The organism is Enterococcus sp. MSG3299 (assembly GCF_050555765.1).
Classification (GTDB): Bacteria; Bacillota; Bacilli; order Lactobacillales; family Enterococcaceae; genus Enterococcus; species Enterococcus faecalis.
Genome location: NZ_CP187869.1, coordinates 214,442 through 230,394 on the forward strand (window position 1 = coordinate 214,442; position 15,953 = coordinate 230,394).

Genomic DNA, 15,953 nt, shown 5'->3' on the forward strand with positions numbered 1-15,953 from the left:
CGCGTATGACTGAAGAAAGAAATCAACGTAAAGTTTACCAAGGTCGCGTGGTATCAGACAAAATGGATAAAACAATCACAGTTGTCGTTGAAACAAAGAAAAACCACCCTATCTATGGCAAACGTATGAAATATTCTAAAAAATATAAAGCGCATGATGAAAACAACACAGCGAAAGTTGGAGACATCGTAAAAATCATGGAAACTCGTCCATTATCAGCTACAAAACGTTTCCGTTTACTAGAGGTAGTCGAAGAAGCAGTTATTATCTAATAAAACGAGAATTTCCTAATAGATTGAAGCACAAAATCTGAAAGGGGGATACACATCGTGATCCAACAAGAAAGTCGTTTAAGAGTCGCTGACAATTCTGGCGCACGTGAAATTTTAACGATCAAAGTCCTAGGCGGATCTGGTCGTAAAACTGCTAACATCGGTGACGTTATTGTTGCTACTGTCAAACAAGCAACGCCAGGTGGGGTTGTTAAAAAAGGTGAAGTAGTTAAAGCCGTTATCGTTCGTACAAAATCTGGCGCTCGTCGTGCTGACGGTTCTTACATCAAATTTGATGAAAATGCTGCGGTAATTATCCGTGACGATAAAAGCCCACGCGGAACACGTATCTTCGGACCAGTTGCACGTGAATTACGTGAAAACAACTTCATGAAGATCGTTTCTCTAGCACCAGAAGTATTATAATCTCGAGCCCACGTTAAAGGAGGTGCGAAACAGTAATGTTTGTTAAAAAAGGCGATAAAGTAAAAGTTATCACTGGTAAAGATAAAAACAAAGAAGGCGTTGTCTTAGCAGCGTTTCCTAAACAAGATAAAGTTATCGTTGAAGGTGTCAACGTCGTTAAAAAACACCAAAAACCAAACCAAGCAGCCCCACAAGGTGGAATCCTTGAAGTGGAAGCGCCAATTCATGTTTCTAATGTAATGGTGATTGATCCTTCAAACGGAGAAGCTACTAAAGTTGCGTTTAAAGAAGTCGACGGCAAAAAAGTCCGCGTTTCTAAAAAAACAGGTGAAGTTTTAGATAAATAAAAATTGCGGAAGGAGGGCTTACTGAATGAACCGCCTGAAAGAAAAATATATTAAAGAAGTAACACCATCATTGGTGGAAAAATTTAATTACAGCTCAGTTATGCAAACACCTAAAGTTGATAAAATCGTTATCAACATGGGTGTGGGTGATGCAGTATCAAATGCTAAAAACTTAGACAAAGCTGTTGAAGAATTAGCATTAATCACTGGTCAAAAACCACTTATCACAAAAGCTAAAAAATCTATCGCTGGATTCCGTTTACGTGAAGGAATGCCAATCGGTGCGAAAGTAACGCTACGCGGCGAAAGAATGTACGAATTTTTAGATAAATTAGTAACAGTTTCTTTACCTCGTGTACGTGACTTCCACGGTGTCAGCAAAAAAGCTTTCGATGGTCGTGGTAACTATACTTTAGGTATTAAAGAACAATTAATCTTCCCAGAAGTTGATTATGATTTAGTAGATAAAGTACGCGGTATGGACATCGTAATTGTTACAACAGCGAACACTGACGAAGAGTCTCGCGAATTGTTGGCACAATTAGGTATGCCATTCCAAAAATAATATAAGGAGGCGAACTACGTGGCTAAAAAATCAATGATTGCTAAAAACAAACGTCCTGCTAAACATTCAACACAAGCTTATACTCGTTGTGAACGTTGTGGACGTCCACATTCAGTTTATCGTAAATTTCATCTTTGCCGTATTTGCTTCCGCGAACTTGCCTATAAAGGTCAAATTCCCGGCGTGAAGAAAGCTAGCTGGTAAACAAGTAAACTCGCATAAAGGAGGTAAATAGTTCAATGGTCATGACAGATCCAATTGCAGATTTTCTAACTCGCATTCGTAATGCGAACATGGTTAAACATGAAACTTTAGAAGTACCTGCTTCAAAAATCAAACGTGATATCGCAGAAATCCTGAAACGTGAAGGATTTATCCGCGACGTAGAATACATCGAAGATGACAAACAAGGCGTAATCCGTGTTTTCCTAAAATATGGTAAAAACGAAGAACGTGTTATCACAAACTTAAAACGTATTTCTAAACCAGGTTTACGTGCATACGTAAAAGCTGACGAAGTACCAAAAGTATTAAACGGTCTAGGAATTGCAATCATCTCTACATCAGAGGGTGTAATTACTGACAAAGAAGCTAGAGCGAAAAATATCGGCGGCGAAGTAATCGCCTACGTATGGTAATTCTAAAAAATACACAAGGAGGTGTCTCTAAGTGAGCCGTATTGGTAATAAAGTTGTTGTTCTTCCTGCTGGTGTTGAAATCAAGCAAGACGGAAACAACATTACAGTTAAAGGACCTAAAGGTGAATTAACACGCGAATTTTCTTCTGATATCAAAATGAACATCGAAGGAAACGAAGTGACATTCACTCGTCCAAACGATTCAAAAGAAATGAAAACAATCCACGGAACAACTCGTGCAAACTTCAACAACATGGTTGTTGGTGTTTCTGAAGGTTTCCAAAAAGCACTTGAACTTATCGGGGTCGGATACCGTGCCCAAGTACAAGGCAACAAATTAACTTTAAACGTTGGTTATTCTCATCCTGTCGAAATGACAGCACCAGAAGGCGTAACATTTGAAGTACCTGCGAACACACAAGTTATCGTTAAAGGCATCAACAAAGAAGTTGTTGGTGAATTAGCTGCTAACATCCGTGGCGTTCGTCCTCCAGAACCTTATAAAGGCAAAGGGATTCGCTATGTTGGTGAATTTGTACGCCGTAAAGAAGGTAAAACTGGTAAATAATAACAGCTGTGTAGAAAACAGAAGTCAACAACAAGCAACTGTCATTTTATGGGATTTTTCCAATAAAATGCTTTTGTCTTGTCTGCCAGCTTCTCTTTTCCGTAATCTGCTGACTGCTTGAAATATTAGTAGTAAACATTAAATCAAAGAGGTGAAAATTGTGATTACAAAACCAGATAAAAACAAAACACGTCAAAAGAGACATCGTCGTGTACGTAACAAAATCTCTGGTACTGCTGAGTGCCCACGCTTGAACATTTTCCGTTCTAACAAAAACATCTACGCGCAAGTCATTGATGACGTAGCGGGTGTGACGCTAGCAAGTGCCTCTGCCTTGGATAAAGAAATTTCAGGTGGAACAAAAACAGAAACAGCTGCAGCTGTTGGTAAACTAGTTGCTGAACGTGCCGCTGAAAAAGGCATCAAAAAAGTAGTCTTCGACCGTGGTGGATACCTTTACCATGGCCGCGTGCAAGCTTTAGCTGAAGCTGCTCGTGAAAATGGACTAGAATTTTAGGAGAAGGAGGAACACCATTCATGGTTTATATTGATCCAAAACATTTGGAATTAGAAGACCGCGTTGTAGCGATCAACCGTGTAACAAAAGTTGTTAAAGGTGGACGTCGTTTACGTTTCGCAGCTTTAGTTGTTGTCGGTGACAAAAACGGACACGTTGGTTTCGGTACTGGTAAAGCACAAGAAGTACCTGAAGCTATCCGTAAAGCAATCGAAGACGCGAAGAAAAACTTAGTTGAAGTGCCTATGGTTGGTTCTACTATCCCGCACGAAGTAATTGGCGTATTCGGTGGCGGCCGTATCCTTATGAAACCTGCAGTAGAAGGTTCTGGGGTAGCTGCTGGTGGACCAGTTCGTGCCGTATTGGAATTAGCTGGTGTAGCAGATATTACATCTAAATCACTAGGTTCAAACACACCTATTAACGTTGTTCGCGCAACTGTTGAAGGTCTAAAACAATTAAAACGTGCCGAAGAAGTGGCAGCACTTCGCGGTAAATCTGTAGAAGAAATTATCGGTTAAGGAGGACAAAAATAATGGCTGAATTAAAAATTACTTTAAAACGCAGTGTTATCGGACGTCCTCAAAACCAACGTGCTACAGTTAAAGCGTTAGGTTTAGGTAAAGTGAATAGTACTGTTACAAAACCTGCCAATGAAGCAATCAAAGGTATGGTTAACACTATTTCACATTTAGTGGACGTAGAAGAAGTTTAAGATTTATAGATTTGTAATAGAAGATTGCTTAAGGAGGTGCCAAACCTATGAAACTTCATGAATTAAAACCTGCTGAGGGCTCACGCCAAGTACGTAACCGTGTTGGACGTGGTACTTCATCTGGTAATGGTAAAACAGCTGGCCGTGGACAAAAAGGGCAAAAAGCCCGTTCAGGCGGTGGTGTTCGTTTAGGATTTGAAGGGGGTCAAACTCCATTATTCCGTCGTTTACCAAAACGTGGGTTTACAAACATTAATCGTAAAGATTACGCTGTTGTGAACTTAGATACTTTAAACCGTTTTGAAGATGGAACAGAAGTAACTCCTGTTGTCCTAAAAGAAGCAGGAATCGTTAAAAACGAAAAAGCGGGAATCAAAGTTCTTGCAGATGGTGAGTTAACGAAAAAATTAACTGTGAAAGCAGCTAAATTCTCGAAATCAGCACAAGAAGCTATCGAAGCTGCTGGTGGTTCAATCGAGGTGATCTAATTGTTCAAGCTATTAAAGAACGCCTTTAAAGTCAAAGACATTAGATCAAAAATCTTATTTACAGTTTTAATCTTGTTTGTATTTCGCCTAGGTGCGCACATTACTGTGCCCGGGGTGAATGCAAAGGGATTGTCTGATTTAAGTAGCTTACCCTTTTTGAATATGTTGAATATGGTGAGTGGTAGTGCCATGCAAAACTTCTCTATCTTCTCGATGGGGGTTTCGCCATACATTACAGCCTCTATTATTATTCAACTATTGCAAATGGATATTGTACCTAGATTTGTAGAATGGTCAAAACAAGGGGAAGTTGGGCGTAAGAAATTAAATCAAGCAACAAGATATCTAACGATTGTCTTGGGTGTGGCTCAGTCAATGGGGATCACTGCTGGTTTTAATAGCTTAAGTCAAACTGGGATTGTCAACAATCCAACCTTAGGTACCTTTGTGATGATTGCAGTTATTTTAACTGCTGGGACGATGTTTGTGACTTGGATGGGTGAACAAATTACAGAAAAAGGAATCGGAAATGGTGTTTCAATGATTATCTTTGCCGGGATTATTTCTCGTTTGCCAGGAGCAGTCAAAGAAATCTATGAAGATTACTTCGTCAATATCGAGTCTTCTCGTATTTGGCAATCTGTTATTTTCATTGCAATCTTAGTTATTGCTATTTTGGTGATTGTTACAGTCGTAACGTTCTTCCAACAAGCAGAACGTAAGATTCCAATCCAATATACAAAACGTGTTTCTGGTGCACCAACAAGTAGTTATTTACCGTTAAAAGTAAATGCTGCTGGGGTTATTCCAGTTATCTTTGCCAGCTCGTTAATTGCAACACCAAATGCCATTTTACAAGCTTTCTCATCAAAATTCGCTGGTGAAAATTGGTATGACATTATGACAAAAATCTTCAGTTATAACACAGTTCCAGGGGCAATCATCTATACTGTCCTAATCGTTGCGTTTACGTTCTTCTATGCATTTGTTCAAGTAAACCCTGAGAAATTAGCGGAAAACTTACAAAAACAAGGAAGCTACATTCCAAGCGTGCGGCCAGGTAAAGGTACAGAAGAATATGTATCTGGCGTGTTAATGAGATTAAGTGTTGTCGGCTCAATTTTCCTAGGACTTGTTGCTTTACTTCCAATCATTGCGCAAATGGTTTGGAACTTACCTCAATCAATCGGTTTAGGTGGAACAAGTTTACTAATCGTTATCGGGGTTGCATTAGAAACAACGAAACAATTAGAAGGATTAATGATGAAACGTCAATATGTCGGCTTTATCAATAAGTAAGAATCGAGTGTTGAGGTTTTACCTCAGCACCATTCTCACATATGGCTAGCTTCATAAGCCGGTCTTTAAAATTAGGAGGAGAATATATGAACCTCATTTTAATGGGATTACCTGGAGCAGGTAAAGGCACCCAAGCAGAAAAAATCATTGATACGTATGGCATTCCACATATTTCTACTGGAGATATGTTCCGTGCAGCAATGAAAAATGAAACTGCCTTGGGCCTAGAAGCGAAATCTTATATCGATAAAGGTGAACTGGTTCCTGACGAAGTAACAAACGGAATTGTTAAAGAACGCCTTGCTGAACCAGATACAGACAAAGGATTCCTATTAGATGGTTTCCCACGTACACTGGATCAAGCAAAAGCATTAGATACAATGCTTAAAGAATTAAACAAAAAAATTGATGCTGTCATTGACATCCATGTAGAAGAAGATGTATTAATCGAGCGTTTAGCTGGACGATTCATCTGTCGCACATGTGGCGCAACGTATCATAAATTATTCAACCCGCCAAAAGTTGAAGGCACTTGTGATCGCTGTGGCGGACATGAATTCTACCAAAGAGAAGATGATAAGCCCGAAACGGTTAAAAATCGTTTGGCAGTCAACATTGAAAGTAGCGCACCAATCTTAGCTTTCTATAAAGAACAAGGCTTGATGCATACAATCGATGGCAATCGCGAAATCGATACTGTTTTTTCTGATGTGAAAAAAATCATTGACGAAAACTAATTTCCAATTGCCCGCAGTTTAACCCTGTTGTTGTATTCAGTTTCTCTTGCCAAAACATAACTAAATATGGTAGAATATATCAGTCCGACTTCTACAGTTTTGTGACATCAAAATGAATAACGAAGTTAGTTGAGAATTTCTAGGTGGGAGCTGGAGTTTCCGCCGTTTTATCGTGTGAAAACGCGAAACAAGTACAAGGAGGTACTGTGCGTGGCAAAAGAAGATATGATTGAAGTCGAAGGTACAGTCGTCGAAACTTTGCCGAATGCAATGTTTAAAGTCGAACTAGAAAATGGACACCAAGTTCTTGCTACTGTTTCAGGTAAAATCCGTATGCACTACATCCGTATCTTACCTGGTGACAAAGTAACAGTTGAATTATCACCGTATGATTTAACGCGTGGCCGTATTACTTATCGCTTTAAATAATTGTACTCCGTAAAACCACAGGAGGTATTATCATGAAAGTAAGACCATCAGTAAAACCAATGTGTGAACATTGTAAAGTAATTCGCCGTAAAGGACGTGTTATGGTTATTTGCCCAGCAAATCCAAAACATAAACAACGTCAAGGATAATTAGGAGGTGTAACGAATAATGGCTCGTATTGCAGGAGTAGACATCCCTCGTGACAAACGTGTAGTAGTTTCTCTTACTTACATTTATGGTATTGGTAACACTACAGCTAAAAAAGTTTTAGCAAACGTTGGCGTATCTGAAGATGTTCGTGTACGTGATTTAACAAACGAACAAACAGATGCGATTCGTGCGGAAATTGATAAGTTAAAAGTTGAAGGGGATCTTCGTCGTGAAGTGAACTTAAACATCAAACGCTTGATGGAAATCGGTTCATACCGTGGAATCCGTCACCGTCGTGGATTACCAACTCGTGGACAAAACACGAAAAATAATGCACGTACTCGTAAAGGCCCTACTAAAACAGTAGCAGGCAAGAAAAAATAATTCCTAAGTGAAGGAGGTTAGAACTTCATGGCAGCAAAAAAAGTTAGTCGTAAACGCCGTGTCAAAAAGAATATAGAATCAGGTGTAGCACATATCCATTCTACATTCAACAATACAATCGTAATGATTACTGATACACATGGTAATGCATTAGCATGGTCATCAGCAGGATCATTAGGCTTTAAAGGAAGCAAAAAATCAACTCCTTTTGCCGCTCAAATGGCTGCAGAAGCCGCAACTAAAGTGGCAATGGAACATGGACTTAAAACTGTAGACGTAACAGTTAAAGGACCTGGTTCTGGACGTGAAGCAGCAATTCGTTCATTACAAGCAACAGGTTTAGAAGTGACTGCAATTCGTGACGTGACTCCAGTTCCTCATAATGGATGCCGCCCTCCAAAACGCCGTCGTGTTTAATGAGCGCCACTCATTCTGAGTTTGAATTAGGAACGTCATTGAACAAGACACTTTTCGTTTTGAAAGGGGTATAGATAAGAATGATTGAATTTGAAAAACCAAGAATCGAAAAAATTGATGAAAATAGAGATTATGGTAAGTTCGTCGTTGAACCATTAGAACGCGGTTACGGAACTACTTTAGGTAACTCTCTACGTCGTATTTTATTGTCTTCTTTACCAGGAGCTGCAATTACGAATATTCAAATCGATGGTGTTTTACACGAATTCTCAACCATTCCAGGTGTACGAGAAGACGTAACACAAATTATTTTGAATATTAAAGGCTTAGCATTGAAATTATATGCTGAAGAAGAGAAAACCCTTGAGATCGATATTACAGGACCCGCTACCGTGACTGCCGGCGATATTATCGTGGACAGTGATGTTGAGATCCTAAATAAAGATTTAGTTATCTGTAGTGTTGCTGAAGGAGCTACTTTCCATGCTCGCTTAACAGTGAAACCTGGTCGTGGCTATGTTCAAGCAGACGAAAACAAAAAAGAAGATATGCCAATCGGTGTACTTCCAGTTGATTCCATCTACACACCCATTCGTCGTGTTAACTACCAAGTAGAAAATACACGTGTTGGTCGTCGTGATGATTTCGACAAATTAACAATGGAAATATGGACAGATGGTTCAATCATTCCTCAAGAAGCACTAAGTTTAGCTGCGAAAATCATGACTGAGCATTTAGATATCTTTGTAAACCTTACTGACGAAGCGAAAAACGCTGAAATCATGGTGGAAAAAGAAGAAACTCAAAAAGAGAAAATGCTAGAAATGACGATTGAAGAACTTGATTTATCAGTTCGTTCATATAACTGTTTAAAACGTGCAGGCATTAATACTGTACAAGAACTTACAAACAAATCTGAACCAGAAATGATCAAAGTACGTAATTTAGGTCGTAAATCTCTTGAAGAAGTAAAACTTAAATTGCATGATCTAGGATTAGGATTACGTAAGGACGATTAAGACTTTTACGAAGTTTCCAGTCCTGCTTAACAGCAGTGGCTCGTGAGAACAGAAACGAAGGAGGGAACCCAACGTGAGTTACCGTAAATTAGGACGCACATCAAGCCAACGTAAAGCTATGCTACGTGATATTACAACTGATTTAATCATCAACGAACGCATCGTAACTACTGAAGCTCGTGCGAAAGAAGTACGTTCAACTGTAGAAAAAATGATTACTTTAGGTAAACGTGGAGATCTTCATGCACGTCGTCAAGCAGCTACTTTCGTTCGTAATGAAGTTGCTAGTGTTCGTGAAGAAGATGAGTCTATCGTTGTTGAATCAGCTTTACAAAAGCTATTTAACGATTTAGGACCTCGTTTCGCGGAACGCCAAGGTGGTTACACTCGTATCTTGAAGACAGAACCAAGACGCGGCGATGCAGCACCAATGGTAGTTATCGAATTTGTTAAATAATTAATAAACCGATCACTTTATAGATGTTTCTTTTAGAGTGTTATGATGTTGGAGGCGACTCCGAGTCTAGCTCTGCTTTCCCTGCTAAAGATGGCTTTAGCAGGGGAGCACTCATCATATAAAGGTGATTTTTTTTTGCTTTGGGAAAACGCTGTTTTCTCAAAGCTTTTTTGTTTCTTAAAAGCATTGCAGAAGCTTTTCCGGTTTGTTATACTGATTATTAATTGGAATTTTCAGATAATTAAACATCTGAGTTAGTAGAAGGGGGAATTATATGTCGCAAATGTTTGCTTTTTCGTTGCTGATGGTTATTTTATACATTGGTGATGTAGTTTCTATCAAAACAAAAGCTTGGATTCCATCTGTTTTTGTTTGTGGTGTTTTATTTATTCTTGGTTATTGGACTATTTTTCCACAAAATATTGTGGAAGTGGCAGGGATTCCTACAGTGGTTGCCACTTTATTAATGTATCTGTTGATTACTAATATGGGCACTCTGCTCTCTGTTAAAGAATTGGTTAATCAATGGAAAACGATTGTGATTGCTTTGTCAGGCATTCTGGGCATTATTGCCTTGTTGTTAGCTGTAGGGACTTTTGTTTTTGATTTAAAAACAGTTTTAGTTGCAATCCCGCCGTTAGTAGGAGGTTTAGTTTCTTCATTAGTAATGTCAGAAGCGGCTCAATCAGCTGGTTTAGCCTCACTTTCAGTTTTGGCAATTTTAATTTATGTCATTCAAGGGTTTGCAGGTTATCCCTTAACTTCAATTGTTCTAAAAAAAGAAGGAAAGCGGAAGCTTCAAGAATATCGAGCAGGGACATGGCAGCCGGTTCATGAACAAGAGGGGCAAGAAACAGGAGCAGAACCAGATGTGCCTAAACTATTTGAAAAAGTACCCAAACGATATCATACAGATTATTCACGAATTTTACGTTTAGCCTTAGTTGCCACACTCGCTTATTATGTTTCTGTGTGGACGGCACCGTTTGTGACGATTAGTCCTTTTGTGCTGTGTTTATGTTTTGGCGTGATTGCAACGTCTTTAGGCTTTTTAGAAAAGCAACCATTGCAGAAAGCAAATAGCTTTGGTTTTGCGATTTTAGGGTTAATGCTTTTTGTCTTTGATGGCTTAAAACAAGCCACACCTGAAATGTTGATGGATTTATTTTTACCAATGATTGGGATTATTGTGATTGGTGTTATCGGGATGTACATCTTTTCAGCAATTGTTGGTCGTGTATTAGGTGTGAGTAAAGAGATGGCATTCGCTGTTTCGTTGACAGCTTTATATGGCTTTCCAGCCGATTATATTATTACTAATGAAGTGATTCAATCATTGACAGAAGATGAACAAGAACAGGCGGCTTTAACGAGCCATTTAATGCCACCGATGTTAGTGGCAGGTTTCGTAACAGTCACCATTGTTTCGGTTATTTTAGCGGGTATTTTTTCAAGTATTTTATTAAGTTTGTAGAAACGGGGCGTAAGTATGAAAAAAATCAAAGCACTAGTCAAGCAGCATGCACAAGAAATGATTGCTTTTCGACGGGATTTACACCAACATCCAGAATTACAATTTGAAGAATTTCGAACGACAGAAAAAGTCGCGGCAGTTCTTGATCAATTAGGAATTACTTATCGCAAAACAGAACCGACGGGTTTAATTGCTGAAATTGTGGGCGGCAAACCAGGCCGAGTGGTTGCGCTGCGGGCGGATATGGATGCCTTACCTGTACAGGAATTAAATGAAGATTTAGCTTATAAATCTTTAGAAGCTGGCAAGATGCATGCATGTGGGCATGATTCCCATACCGCGATGTTGGTAACAGCAGCTAAAGTATTAAAAGAAATCCAAGAAGAACTTCAGGGAACAGTAAGGTTAATTTTTCAACCATCTGAAGAAAATGCGCAAGGTGCTAAAGCAATGGTTGCGCAAGGCGCAATGATCGGTGTTGATGAAGTATTTGGCTTACATATCTGGTCACAAATGCCTGTAGGAACCGCTTCGTGTCGAGTGGGCTCAAGTTTCGCATCCGCAGATATTTTTTCTGTTGATTTTAAAGGCCGTGGTGGCCATGGTGCCATGCCAAACGCTTGTATTGATGCGGCAGTCATAGCTTCTTCTTTCGTGATGAATCTGCAAACGATTGTTTCTCGGGAGACAGATCCTTTAGATCCAGTAGTTGTCACGATTGGACGGATGGATGTGGGGACCCGTTTTAATGTGATTGCTGAGAATGCACGTTTAGAAGGAACGGTTCGTTGCTTTAGTGTAGCAACGCGTAATCGAGTAGAACAGGCGCTGCAACGCTATGCGGAACAAACAGCCGCTATTTACGGTGGGACGGCTTCGTTAGATTATCAATATGGAACGTTGCCGGTGATTAATGATGAGCAGGATGCCTTGTTTGCCCAAACACTAATTAAGGAAAATTTTGGTGAAGCGGCCTTAAGACAAGAAGAGCCGACAACCGGTGGTGAAGACTTCAGTTATTATACTGAACATGCTTCTGGTTGTTTTGCCTTAGTGGGAAGTGGTAATCCAGAGAAAGATACGGAATGGGCACATCACCATGGTCGTTTTAATATTGATGAAGATGCGATGGCAATGGGTGCTGAGTTATATGCCCAATATGCGTTTGAATATTTGAAGACACATTTTTAAAAGAAAATCAGTAACTTCTTGTTTTATGAGAACAAGAAGTTATTTTTATGAAAAATAGACCTGTCAAGACAGATAAGAGCTCCCATAATGACCGTTCTTTTGGTATAATAAAAAATAGTGTAAAGAATCAGAACAGATGATTGAAAAAACGCTACTTTTTTGGTAGTGTTAGAAAGAATAAATAGATTGAGGGAGTACGCGATGCAACCAATCATTGAACTAAATAATATCCAATTTAATTATCAACCAGAAGATGCTTCTCCCGCTTTAAAAGATGTGTCTTTTTCCATTCAACAAGGCGAATGGGTCGCTATTATTGGCCATAATGGTTCTGGTAAATCAACGTTAGCCAAAACGATCAATGGTCTGTTACTGCCAGCTGCTGGGACTATCAAAGTTGGCGGCAAAGAATTAAATGAAGCAAACGTCTGGGATATCCGGCGTATGGTAGGAATGGTTTTTCAGAATCCAGATAACCAATTTGTCGGTTCAACAGTCGAAGACGATGTGGCTTTTGGTTTAGAAAATCAAGGTATTCCGCGTGATGAAATGGTCGAACGTGTTCACGATGCATTAGAACGGGTTCGTATGTTAGATTTTGCCAAGCGAGAACCTGCTCGGCTATCTGGCGGCCAAAAACAACGAGTAGCTATCGCTGGTGTGGTTGCTTTGCGACCAGATATTATTATTTTAGACGAAGCGACAAGTATGTTAGATCCAGAAGGTCGTGCAGAAGTAATTGCTACCATTCAAAAGATTAAAGAGGAAAGCAATTTAACAGTTATTTCTATTACCCACGATATTGATGAAGCGGCTAATGCGAATCGTATTTTAGTGATGCGCCAAGGACAATTGACAAACGAAGGAACACCAGAAAAGATTTTTTCTGCAGGAGAAGCGCTTGTTGAAATGGGCTTGGATTTACCGTTTCCTGAAAAATTAAAAGTAGCTTTGAAAGAGCGCGGCGTTGTTGTGCCAACGAATTATTTAACAGAAGAAGGGATGGTGGATTGGTTATGGACATCCGTTTTAAACAAGTAGATTTTACTTACCAACCCAATACTCCTTTTGAGCAACGGGCATTATTCGATATTAATTTAACGATTCAAGACGGCTCTTATACAGCGATTGTCGGTCATACTGGCAGTGGCAAATCAACGTTATTACAACATTTGAATGCTTTGGTGAAACCAACTAAAGGCCAAGTGACAATTGGAGAGCGTGTAATTACGCCAGAAACTGATAATAAGAATTTAAAACCAATTCGTAAAAAAGTTGGGATCGTTTTTCAATTTCCAGAAGCACAATTGTTTGAAGAAACAGTGGAGCGAGACATCGCTTTCGGACCGAAAAACTTTGGTGTTTCAGACGAAGAAGCGAAAAAATTAGCTAAGAAAATGCTTGATTTAGTCGGCTTAGATGAAAAATACTTACAACATTCTCCGTTTGAGTTATCAGGTGGTCAAATGCGCCGTGTCGCAATTGCTGGTGTGCTAGCGATGGAACCAGAAGTCTTAGTATTAGACGAACCGACTGCTGGTTTGGATCCTAAGGGTCGTAAAGAAATGATGGAGATGTTTAGTCGTCTGCATAAGGAACATAATATGACCATCGTTTTAGTGACACATTTGATGGATGACGTGGCTAATTACGCAGATCATGTGATTGTTTTAGAAAAAGGACAAATCGTCCGAGCGGGAGCACCACAAGAAGTGTTTCAAGAGACACAATGGCTGAAAGAAAAACAATTAGGCGTGCCAACTGCAGCCGAATTTGCTGAAAAATTAGTGGCAAAAGGCTTTTCTTTTGAGCAATTACCATTAACGGCCGATCAATTAGCCGATCAGCTTCTGAAAAAAATGCAGGAAGCAGGTGAGGCAAAATGATGAATAAATTGATTTTTGGGCGCTATATTCCAGGTGATTCTTTTATCCATCGTTTAGATCCGCGCGCAAAATTATTAGCTAGTTTTTATTTTATTGGGATTATCTTTTTAGCAAATAATTGGCAGAGTTATGTTTTAATAGCAGCTTTTACTGCTTTTGCTATTTCATTATCAAAAATCAGTGCCCGCTTCTTTATCCGCGGTGTTCGGCCATTATTATGGCTAATTCTGTTTACTGTGGCTCTTCAAACCTTGTTTACACAAGGGGGAGAAGTGTACTTTCAGTGGGGAATTATTTCCATTACCCAGTTTGGTGTGACGAATGGGCTATTTATTTTCTGTCGTTTTGTTTTAATTATTTTCATGTCAACGTTATTAACTTTAACGACGGCACCATTAGAGTTATCAGATGCGATTGAATATTTGCTACGCCCACTTCGTGTAGTGAAATTTCCAGTTCATGAAGTTTCATTGATGTTATCAATTGCCTTACGTTTTGTCCCAACATTAATGGATGAAACGGAAAAGATTATGAATGCTCAACGTGCCCGTGGTGTTGATTTTGGTGAAGGAAACTTACTTCAAAAAATGAAAGCTATTGTTCCACTGTTAATTCCGCTTTTCGTAAGTAGTTTTAATCGTGCGGAAGATTTGGCGACTGCCATGGAAGCAAGAGGTTATCAAGGTGGCGAAGGACGGACAAAATACCGCATTCTTCATTGGCACCTACGAGATACAATAGTAATGTTTGGCTTTGTCTTGTTAACCATTGGCTTATTTGTATTAAGAACTTAGAAAAGGTGAAGAAAAATTATGCCCCGCTATAAAGCAATCATTGCCTATGATGGCACTCATTTTCATGGCTTTCAAAAGCAGCCTAATGAGCGTACCGTTCAAGAAGAAATAGAAAAAACGTTAGCACGCATGAATAATGGACGCTCCGTGACGGTTTTTGGTTCAGGACGAACAGATGCAGGGGTTCATGCAATGGGCCAAGTGATTCACTTTGATTATCCGCAGGAACGTCCGTTGGAAAAAATGCGCTTTGCGTTAGACACACAAACACCAGAAGACATTGCTGTGCGCAGCGTGGAACGTGTTTCAGAAGACTTTCATGCACGTTATCACGTGATCGAAAAAACCTATCAATTTAAAGTGGATATTGGCAAACCGCGAAGTCCATTTCGACGTTTTTATGCTAGTTATTTTCCGTATCCCATTGATCTCGAAAAAATCCAACAAGCTTTGCCTGATTTATTAGGCACCCATGATTTTACCTCTTTCTGTGCCTCAGGAAGTTCGGTAGAAGATAAAGTCCGAACCATTCATGAAGCCAGTGTTCATGTCAATGAAACGGGGGATGAATTAACATTCACTTTTCGGGGCGATGGTTTCTTGTACAAAATGATTCGGATTTTAGTTGGTACGCTATTGAAAATCGGCAATGGGCGGCTGGAACCAACCGCGATTCCAGCAATTATCGCAGCCAAAGATCGAAATTTAGCAGGTCCGACTGCTCATCCAGAAGGATTGTATTTAGCAGAAGTGAAATATGAAAACTAAAAAGACGTAGACCTTACAAGAAAAGGTCTGCGTCTTTTTAGTTGCAAAATTTAGATGTATTTAACAGCTGTTCCGTAAGCCACGACAGATTGCATGTCTGTGCCAATTGTGCCAGAATCAAAACGCATCATCACAACGGCATCTGCACCTAATTTAGAGGCTTCTGCTTTTAAACGTTCGATTGCTTGGTCGCGTGCTTCTCGTTGCATATCAGTGTAACCTTTGATTTCACCGCCAACTACGCTTTTTAGTCCAGCACCTAAATCTTTAAACATATTTTTAGAACGTGTGGTTAACCCGAAAACTTCTCCAATAATTTCATATTCTTGACCGCTAATTCTCTCGGTTGTTGTAACTAACATGGGCAATTTCCTCCAGTACTTGTTGGTAACTTCAATTTACCATAGTCAAG

27 protein-coding genes are annotated in these 15,953 nt (G+C 39.5%); 26 read left to right on the plus strand and 1 reads right to left on the minus strand.

Features of this window, described 5'->3' with window-relative positions:
- Positions 1-5: 5 nt before the first annotated feature.
- The 26 genes from rpsQ (at position 6) to truA (ending at position 15,541) form a co-directional block, all read left to right on the plus strand.
- Complete coding sequence (gene rpsQ / locus IGL23_RS01095) at positions 6-272, plus strand: 30S ribosomal protein S17 (protein WP_002359348.1); 267 nt, start codon at positions 6-8, stop codon at positions 270-272.
- Between the two features lie 57 nt (positions 273-329).
- Positions 330-698: a 50S ribosomal protein L14 gene (gene rplN / locus IGL23_RS01100; protein WP_002356211.1), complete on the plus strand. Its 369-nt coding sequence runs from the start codon at positions 330-332 to the stop codon at positions 696-698.
- A 35-nt stretch (positions 699-733) separates the two neighbouring features.
- Positions 734-1,045 (plus strand): 50S ribosomal protein L24, encoded by a 312-nt coding sequence (gene rplX, locus IGL23_RS01105; protein WP_002356212.1) that lies wholly within the window; start codon positions 734-736, stop codon positions 1,043-1,045.
- Positions 1,046-1,070: 25 nt separating this feature from the next.
- Complete coding sequence (gene rplE, locus IGL23_RS01110) at positions 1,071-1,610, plus strand: 50S ribosomal protein L5 (RefSeq protein WP_002356213.1); 540 nt, start codon at positions 1,071-1,073, stop codon at positions 1,608-1,610.
- An 18-nt stretch (positions 1,611-1,628) separates the two neighbouring features.
- Entirely contained in the window at positions 1,629-1,814 is a 186-nt protein-coding gene (locus tag IGL23_RS01115) for a type Z 30S ribosomal protein S14 (protein ID WP_002356214.1), read from the plus strand.
- Between the two features lie 35 nt (positions 1,815-1,849).
- A complete protein-coding gene (rpsH, locus tag IGL23_RS01120; RefSeq protein ID WP_002356215.1) occupies positions 1,850-2,248 on the plus strand; it encodes a 30S ribosomal protein S8 in 399 nt (132 codons plus the stop codon).
- A 31-nt stretch (positions 2,249-2,279) separates the two neighbouring features.
- Positions 2,280-2,816 (plus strand): 50S ribosomal protein L6, encoded by a 537-nt coding sequence (gene rplF, locus IGL23_RS01125; protein WP_002356217.1) that lies wholly within the window; start codon positions 2,280-2,282, stop codon positions 2,814-2,816.
- Positions 2,817-2,976: 160 nt separating this feature from the next.
- Entirely contained in the window at positions 2,977-3,333 is a 357-nt protein-coding gene (gene rplR, locus IGL23_RS01130; protein WP_002356218.1) for a 50S ribosomal protein L18, read from the plus strand.
- A 20-nt stretch (positions 3,334-3,353) separates the two neighbouring features.
- Positions 3,354-3,854, plus strand: a complete 501-nt coding sequence (gene rpsE, locus IGL23_RS01135; RefSeq protein ID WP_002356219.1) for a 30S ribosomal protein S5 — start codon at positions 3,354-3,356, stop codon at positions 3,852-3,854.
- Between the two features lie 14 nt (positions 3,855-3,868).
- Complete coding sequence (gene rpmD / locus IGL23_RS01140) at positions 3,869-4,048, plus strand: 50S ribosomal protein L30 (protein ID WP_002356220.1); 180 nt, start codon at positions 3,869-3,871, stop codon at positions 4,046-4,048.
- 47 nt (positions 4,049-4,095) lie between these two features.
- Positions 4,096-4,536 (plus strand): 50S ribosomal protein L15, encoded by a 441-nt coding sequence (rplO, locus tag IGL23_RS01145; protein WP_002356221.1) that lies wholly within the window; start codon positions 4,096-4,098, stop codon positions 4,534-4,536.
- Positions 4,537-5,835, plus strand: a complete 1,299-nt coding sequence (secY, locus tag IGL23_RS01150; protein ID WP_002359350.1) for a preprotein translocase subunit SecY — start codon at positions 4,537-4,539, stop codon at positions 5,833-5,835.
- 86 nt (positions 5,836-5,921) lie between these two features.
- Positions 5,922-6,572, plus strand: a complete 651-nt coding sequence (locus IGL23_RS01155) for an adenylate kinase (RefSeq protein WP_002356223.1) — start codon at positions 5,922-5,924, stop codon at positions 6,570-6,572.
- A gap of 210 nt (positions 6,573-6,782) precedes the next feature.
- Complete coding sequence (gene infA, locus IGL23_RS01160; protein WP_002356224.1) at positions 6,783-7,001, plus strand: translation initiation factor IF-1; 219 nt, start codon at positions 6,783-6,785, stop codon at positions 6,999-7,001.
- Positions 7,002-7,033: 32 nt separating this feature from the next.
- A complete protein-coding gene (rpmJ, locus tag IGL23_RS01165) occupies positions 7,034-7,150 on the plus strand; it encodes a 50S ribosomal protein L36 (RefSeq protein ID WP_002288710.1) in 117 nt (38 codons plus the stop codon).
- 19 nt (positions 7,151-7,169) lie between these two features.
- A complete protein-coding gene (gene rpsM, locus IGL23_RS01170) occupies positions 7,170-7,535 on the plus strand; it encodes a 30S ribosomal protein S13 (protein ID WP_002356225.1) in 366 nt (121 codons plus the stop codon).
- 27 nt (positions 7,536-7,562) lie between these two features.
- Complete coding sequence (gene rpsK / locus IGL23_RS01175) at positions 7,563-7,952, plus strand: 30S ribosomal protein S11 (protein ID WP_002356226.1); 390 nt, start codon at positions 7,563-7,565, stop codon at positions 7,950-7,952.
- A gap of 80 nt (positions 7,953-8,032) precedes the next feature.
- On the plus strand, positions 8,033-8,971 hold the full coding sequence (locus IGL23_RS01180) for a DNA-directed RNA polymerase subunit alpha (protein WP_033594623.1): 939 nt from the start codon (positions 8,033-8,035) through the stop codon (positions 8,969-8,971).
- Positions 8,972-9,044: 73 nt separating this feature from the next.
- On the plus strand, positions 9,045-9,428 hold the full coding sequence (rplQ, locus tag IGL23_RS01185) for a 50S ribosomal protein L17 (protein WP_002356228.1): 384 nt from the start codon (positions 9,045-9,047) through the stop codon (positions 9,426-9,428).
- 45 nt (positions 9,429-9,473) lie between these two features.
- Complete coding sequence (locus IGL23_RS01190) at positions 9,474-9,686, plus strand: hypothetical protein (RefSeq protein WP_002387511.1); 213 nt, start codon at positions 9,474-9,476, stop codon at positions 9,684-9,686.
- A 16-nt stretch (positions 9,687-9,702) separates the two neighbouring features.
- A complete protein-coding gene (locus IGL23_RS01195; RefSeq protein ID WP_002356229.1) occupies positions 9,703-10,902 on the plus strand; it encodes a DUF819 family protein in 1,200 nt (399 codons plus the stop codon).
- Positions 10,903-10,917: 15 nt separating this feature from the next.
- Positions 10,918-12,093, plus strand: a complete 1,176-nt coding sequence (locus IGL23_RS01200) for a M20 family metallopeptidase (protein ID WP_033594625.1) — start codon at positions 10,918-10,920, stop codon at positions 12,091-12,093.
- A 201-nt stretch (positions 12,094-12,294) separates the two neighbouring features.
- Positions 12,295-13,134, plus strand: coding sequence for an energy-coupling factor ABC transporter ATP-binding protein (locus tag IGL23_RS01205; protein WP_002359354.1), 840 nt, complete (start codon positions 12,295-12,297; stop codon positions 13,132-13,134).
- Positions 13,110-13,979, plus strand: coding sequence for an energy-coupling factor ABC transporter ATP-binding protein (locus IGL23_RS01210; protein ID WP_002381364.1), 870 nt, complete (start codon positions 13,110-13,112; stop codon positions 13,977-13,979). The genes IGL23_RS01205 and IGL23_RS01210 overlap by 25 nt, the downstream gene beginning before the upstream one ends.
- Positions 13,976-14,773 carry an energy-coupling factor transporter transmembrane component T family protein gene (locus IGL23_RS01215; RefSeq protein WP_002373841.1) on the plus strand — a complete coding sequence of 266 codons (798 nt, stop codon included), beginning with the start codon at positions 13,976-13,978 and terminating at the stop codon, positions 14,771-14,773. Before IGL23_RS01210 ends, IGL23_RS01215 begins: the two co-directional genes overlap by 4 nt.
- 18 nt (positions 14,774-14,791) lie before the next feature.
- A complete protein-coding gene (gene truA / locus IGL23_RS01220; protein ID WP_002370657.1) occupies positions 14,792-15,541 on the plus strand; it encodes a tRNA pseudouridine(38-40) synthase TruA in 750 nt (249 codons plus the stop codon).
- Between the two features lie 50 nt (positions 15,542-15,591).
- Here truA and IGL23_RS01225 read toward each other — a convergent pair whose 3' ends face one another.
- Complete coding sequence (locus tag IGL23_RS01225) at positions 15,592-15,903, minus strand: heavy metal-binding domain-containing protein (protein WP_002381365.1); 312 nt, start codon at positions 15,901-15,903, stop codon at positions 15,592-15,594.
- Between the last annotated feature and the right edge of the window lie 50 nt (positions 15,904-15,953).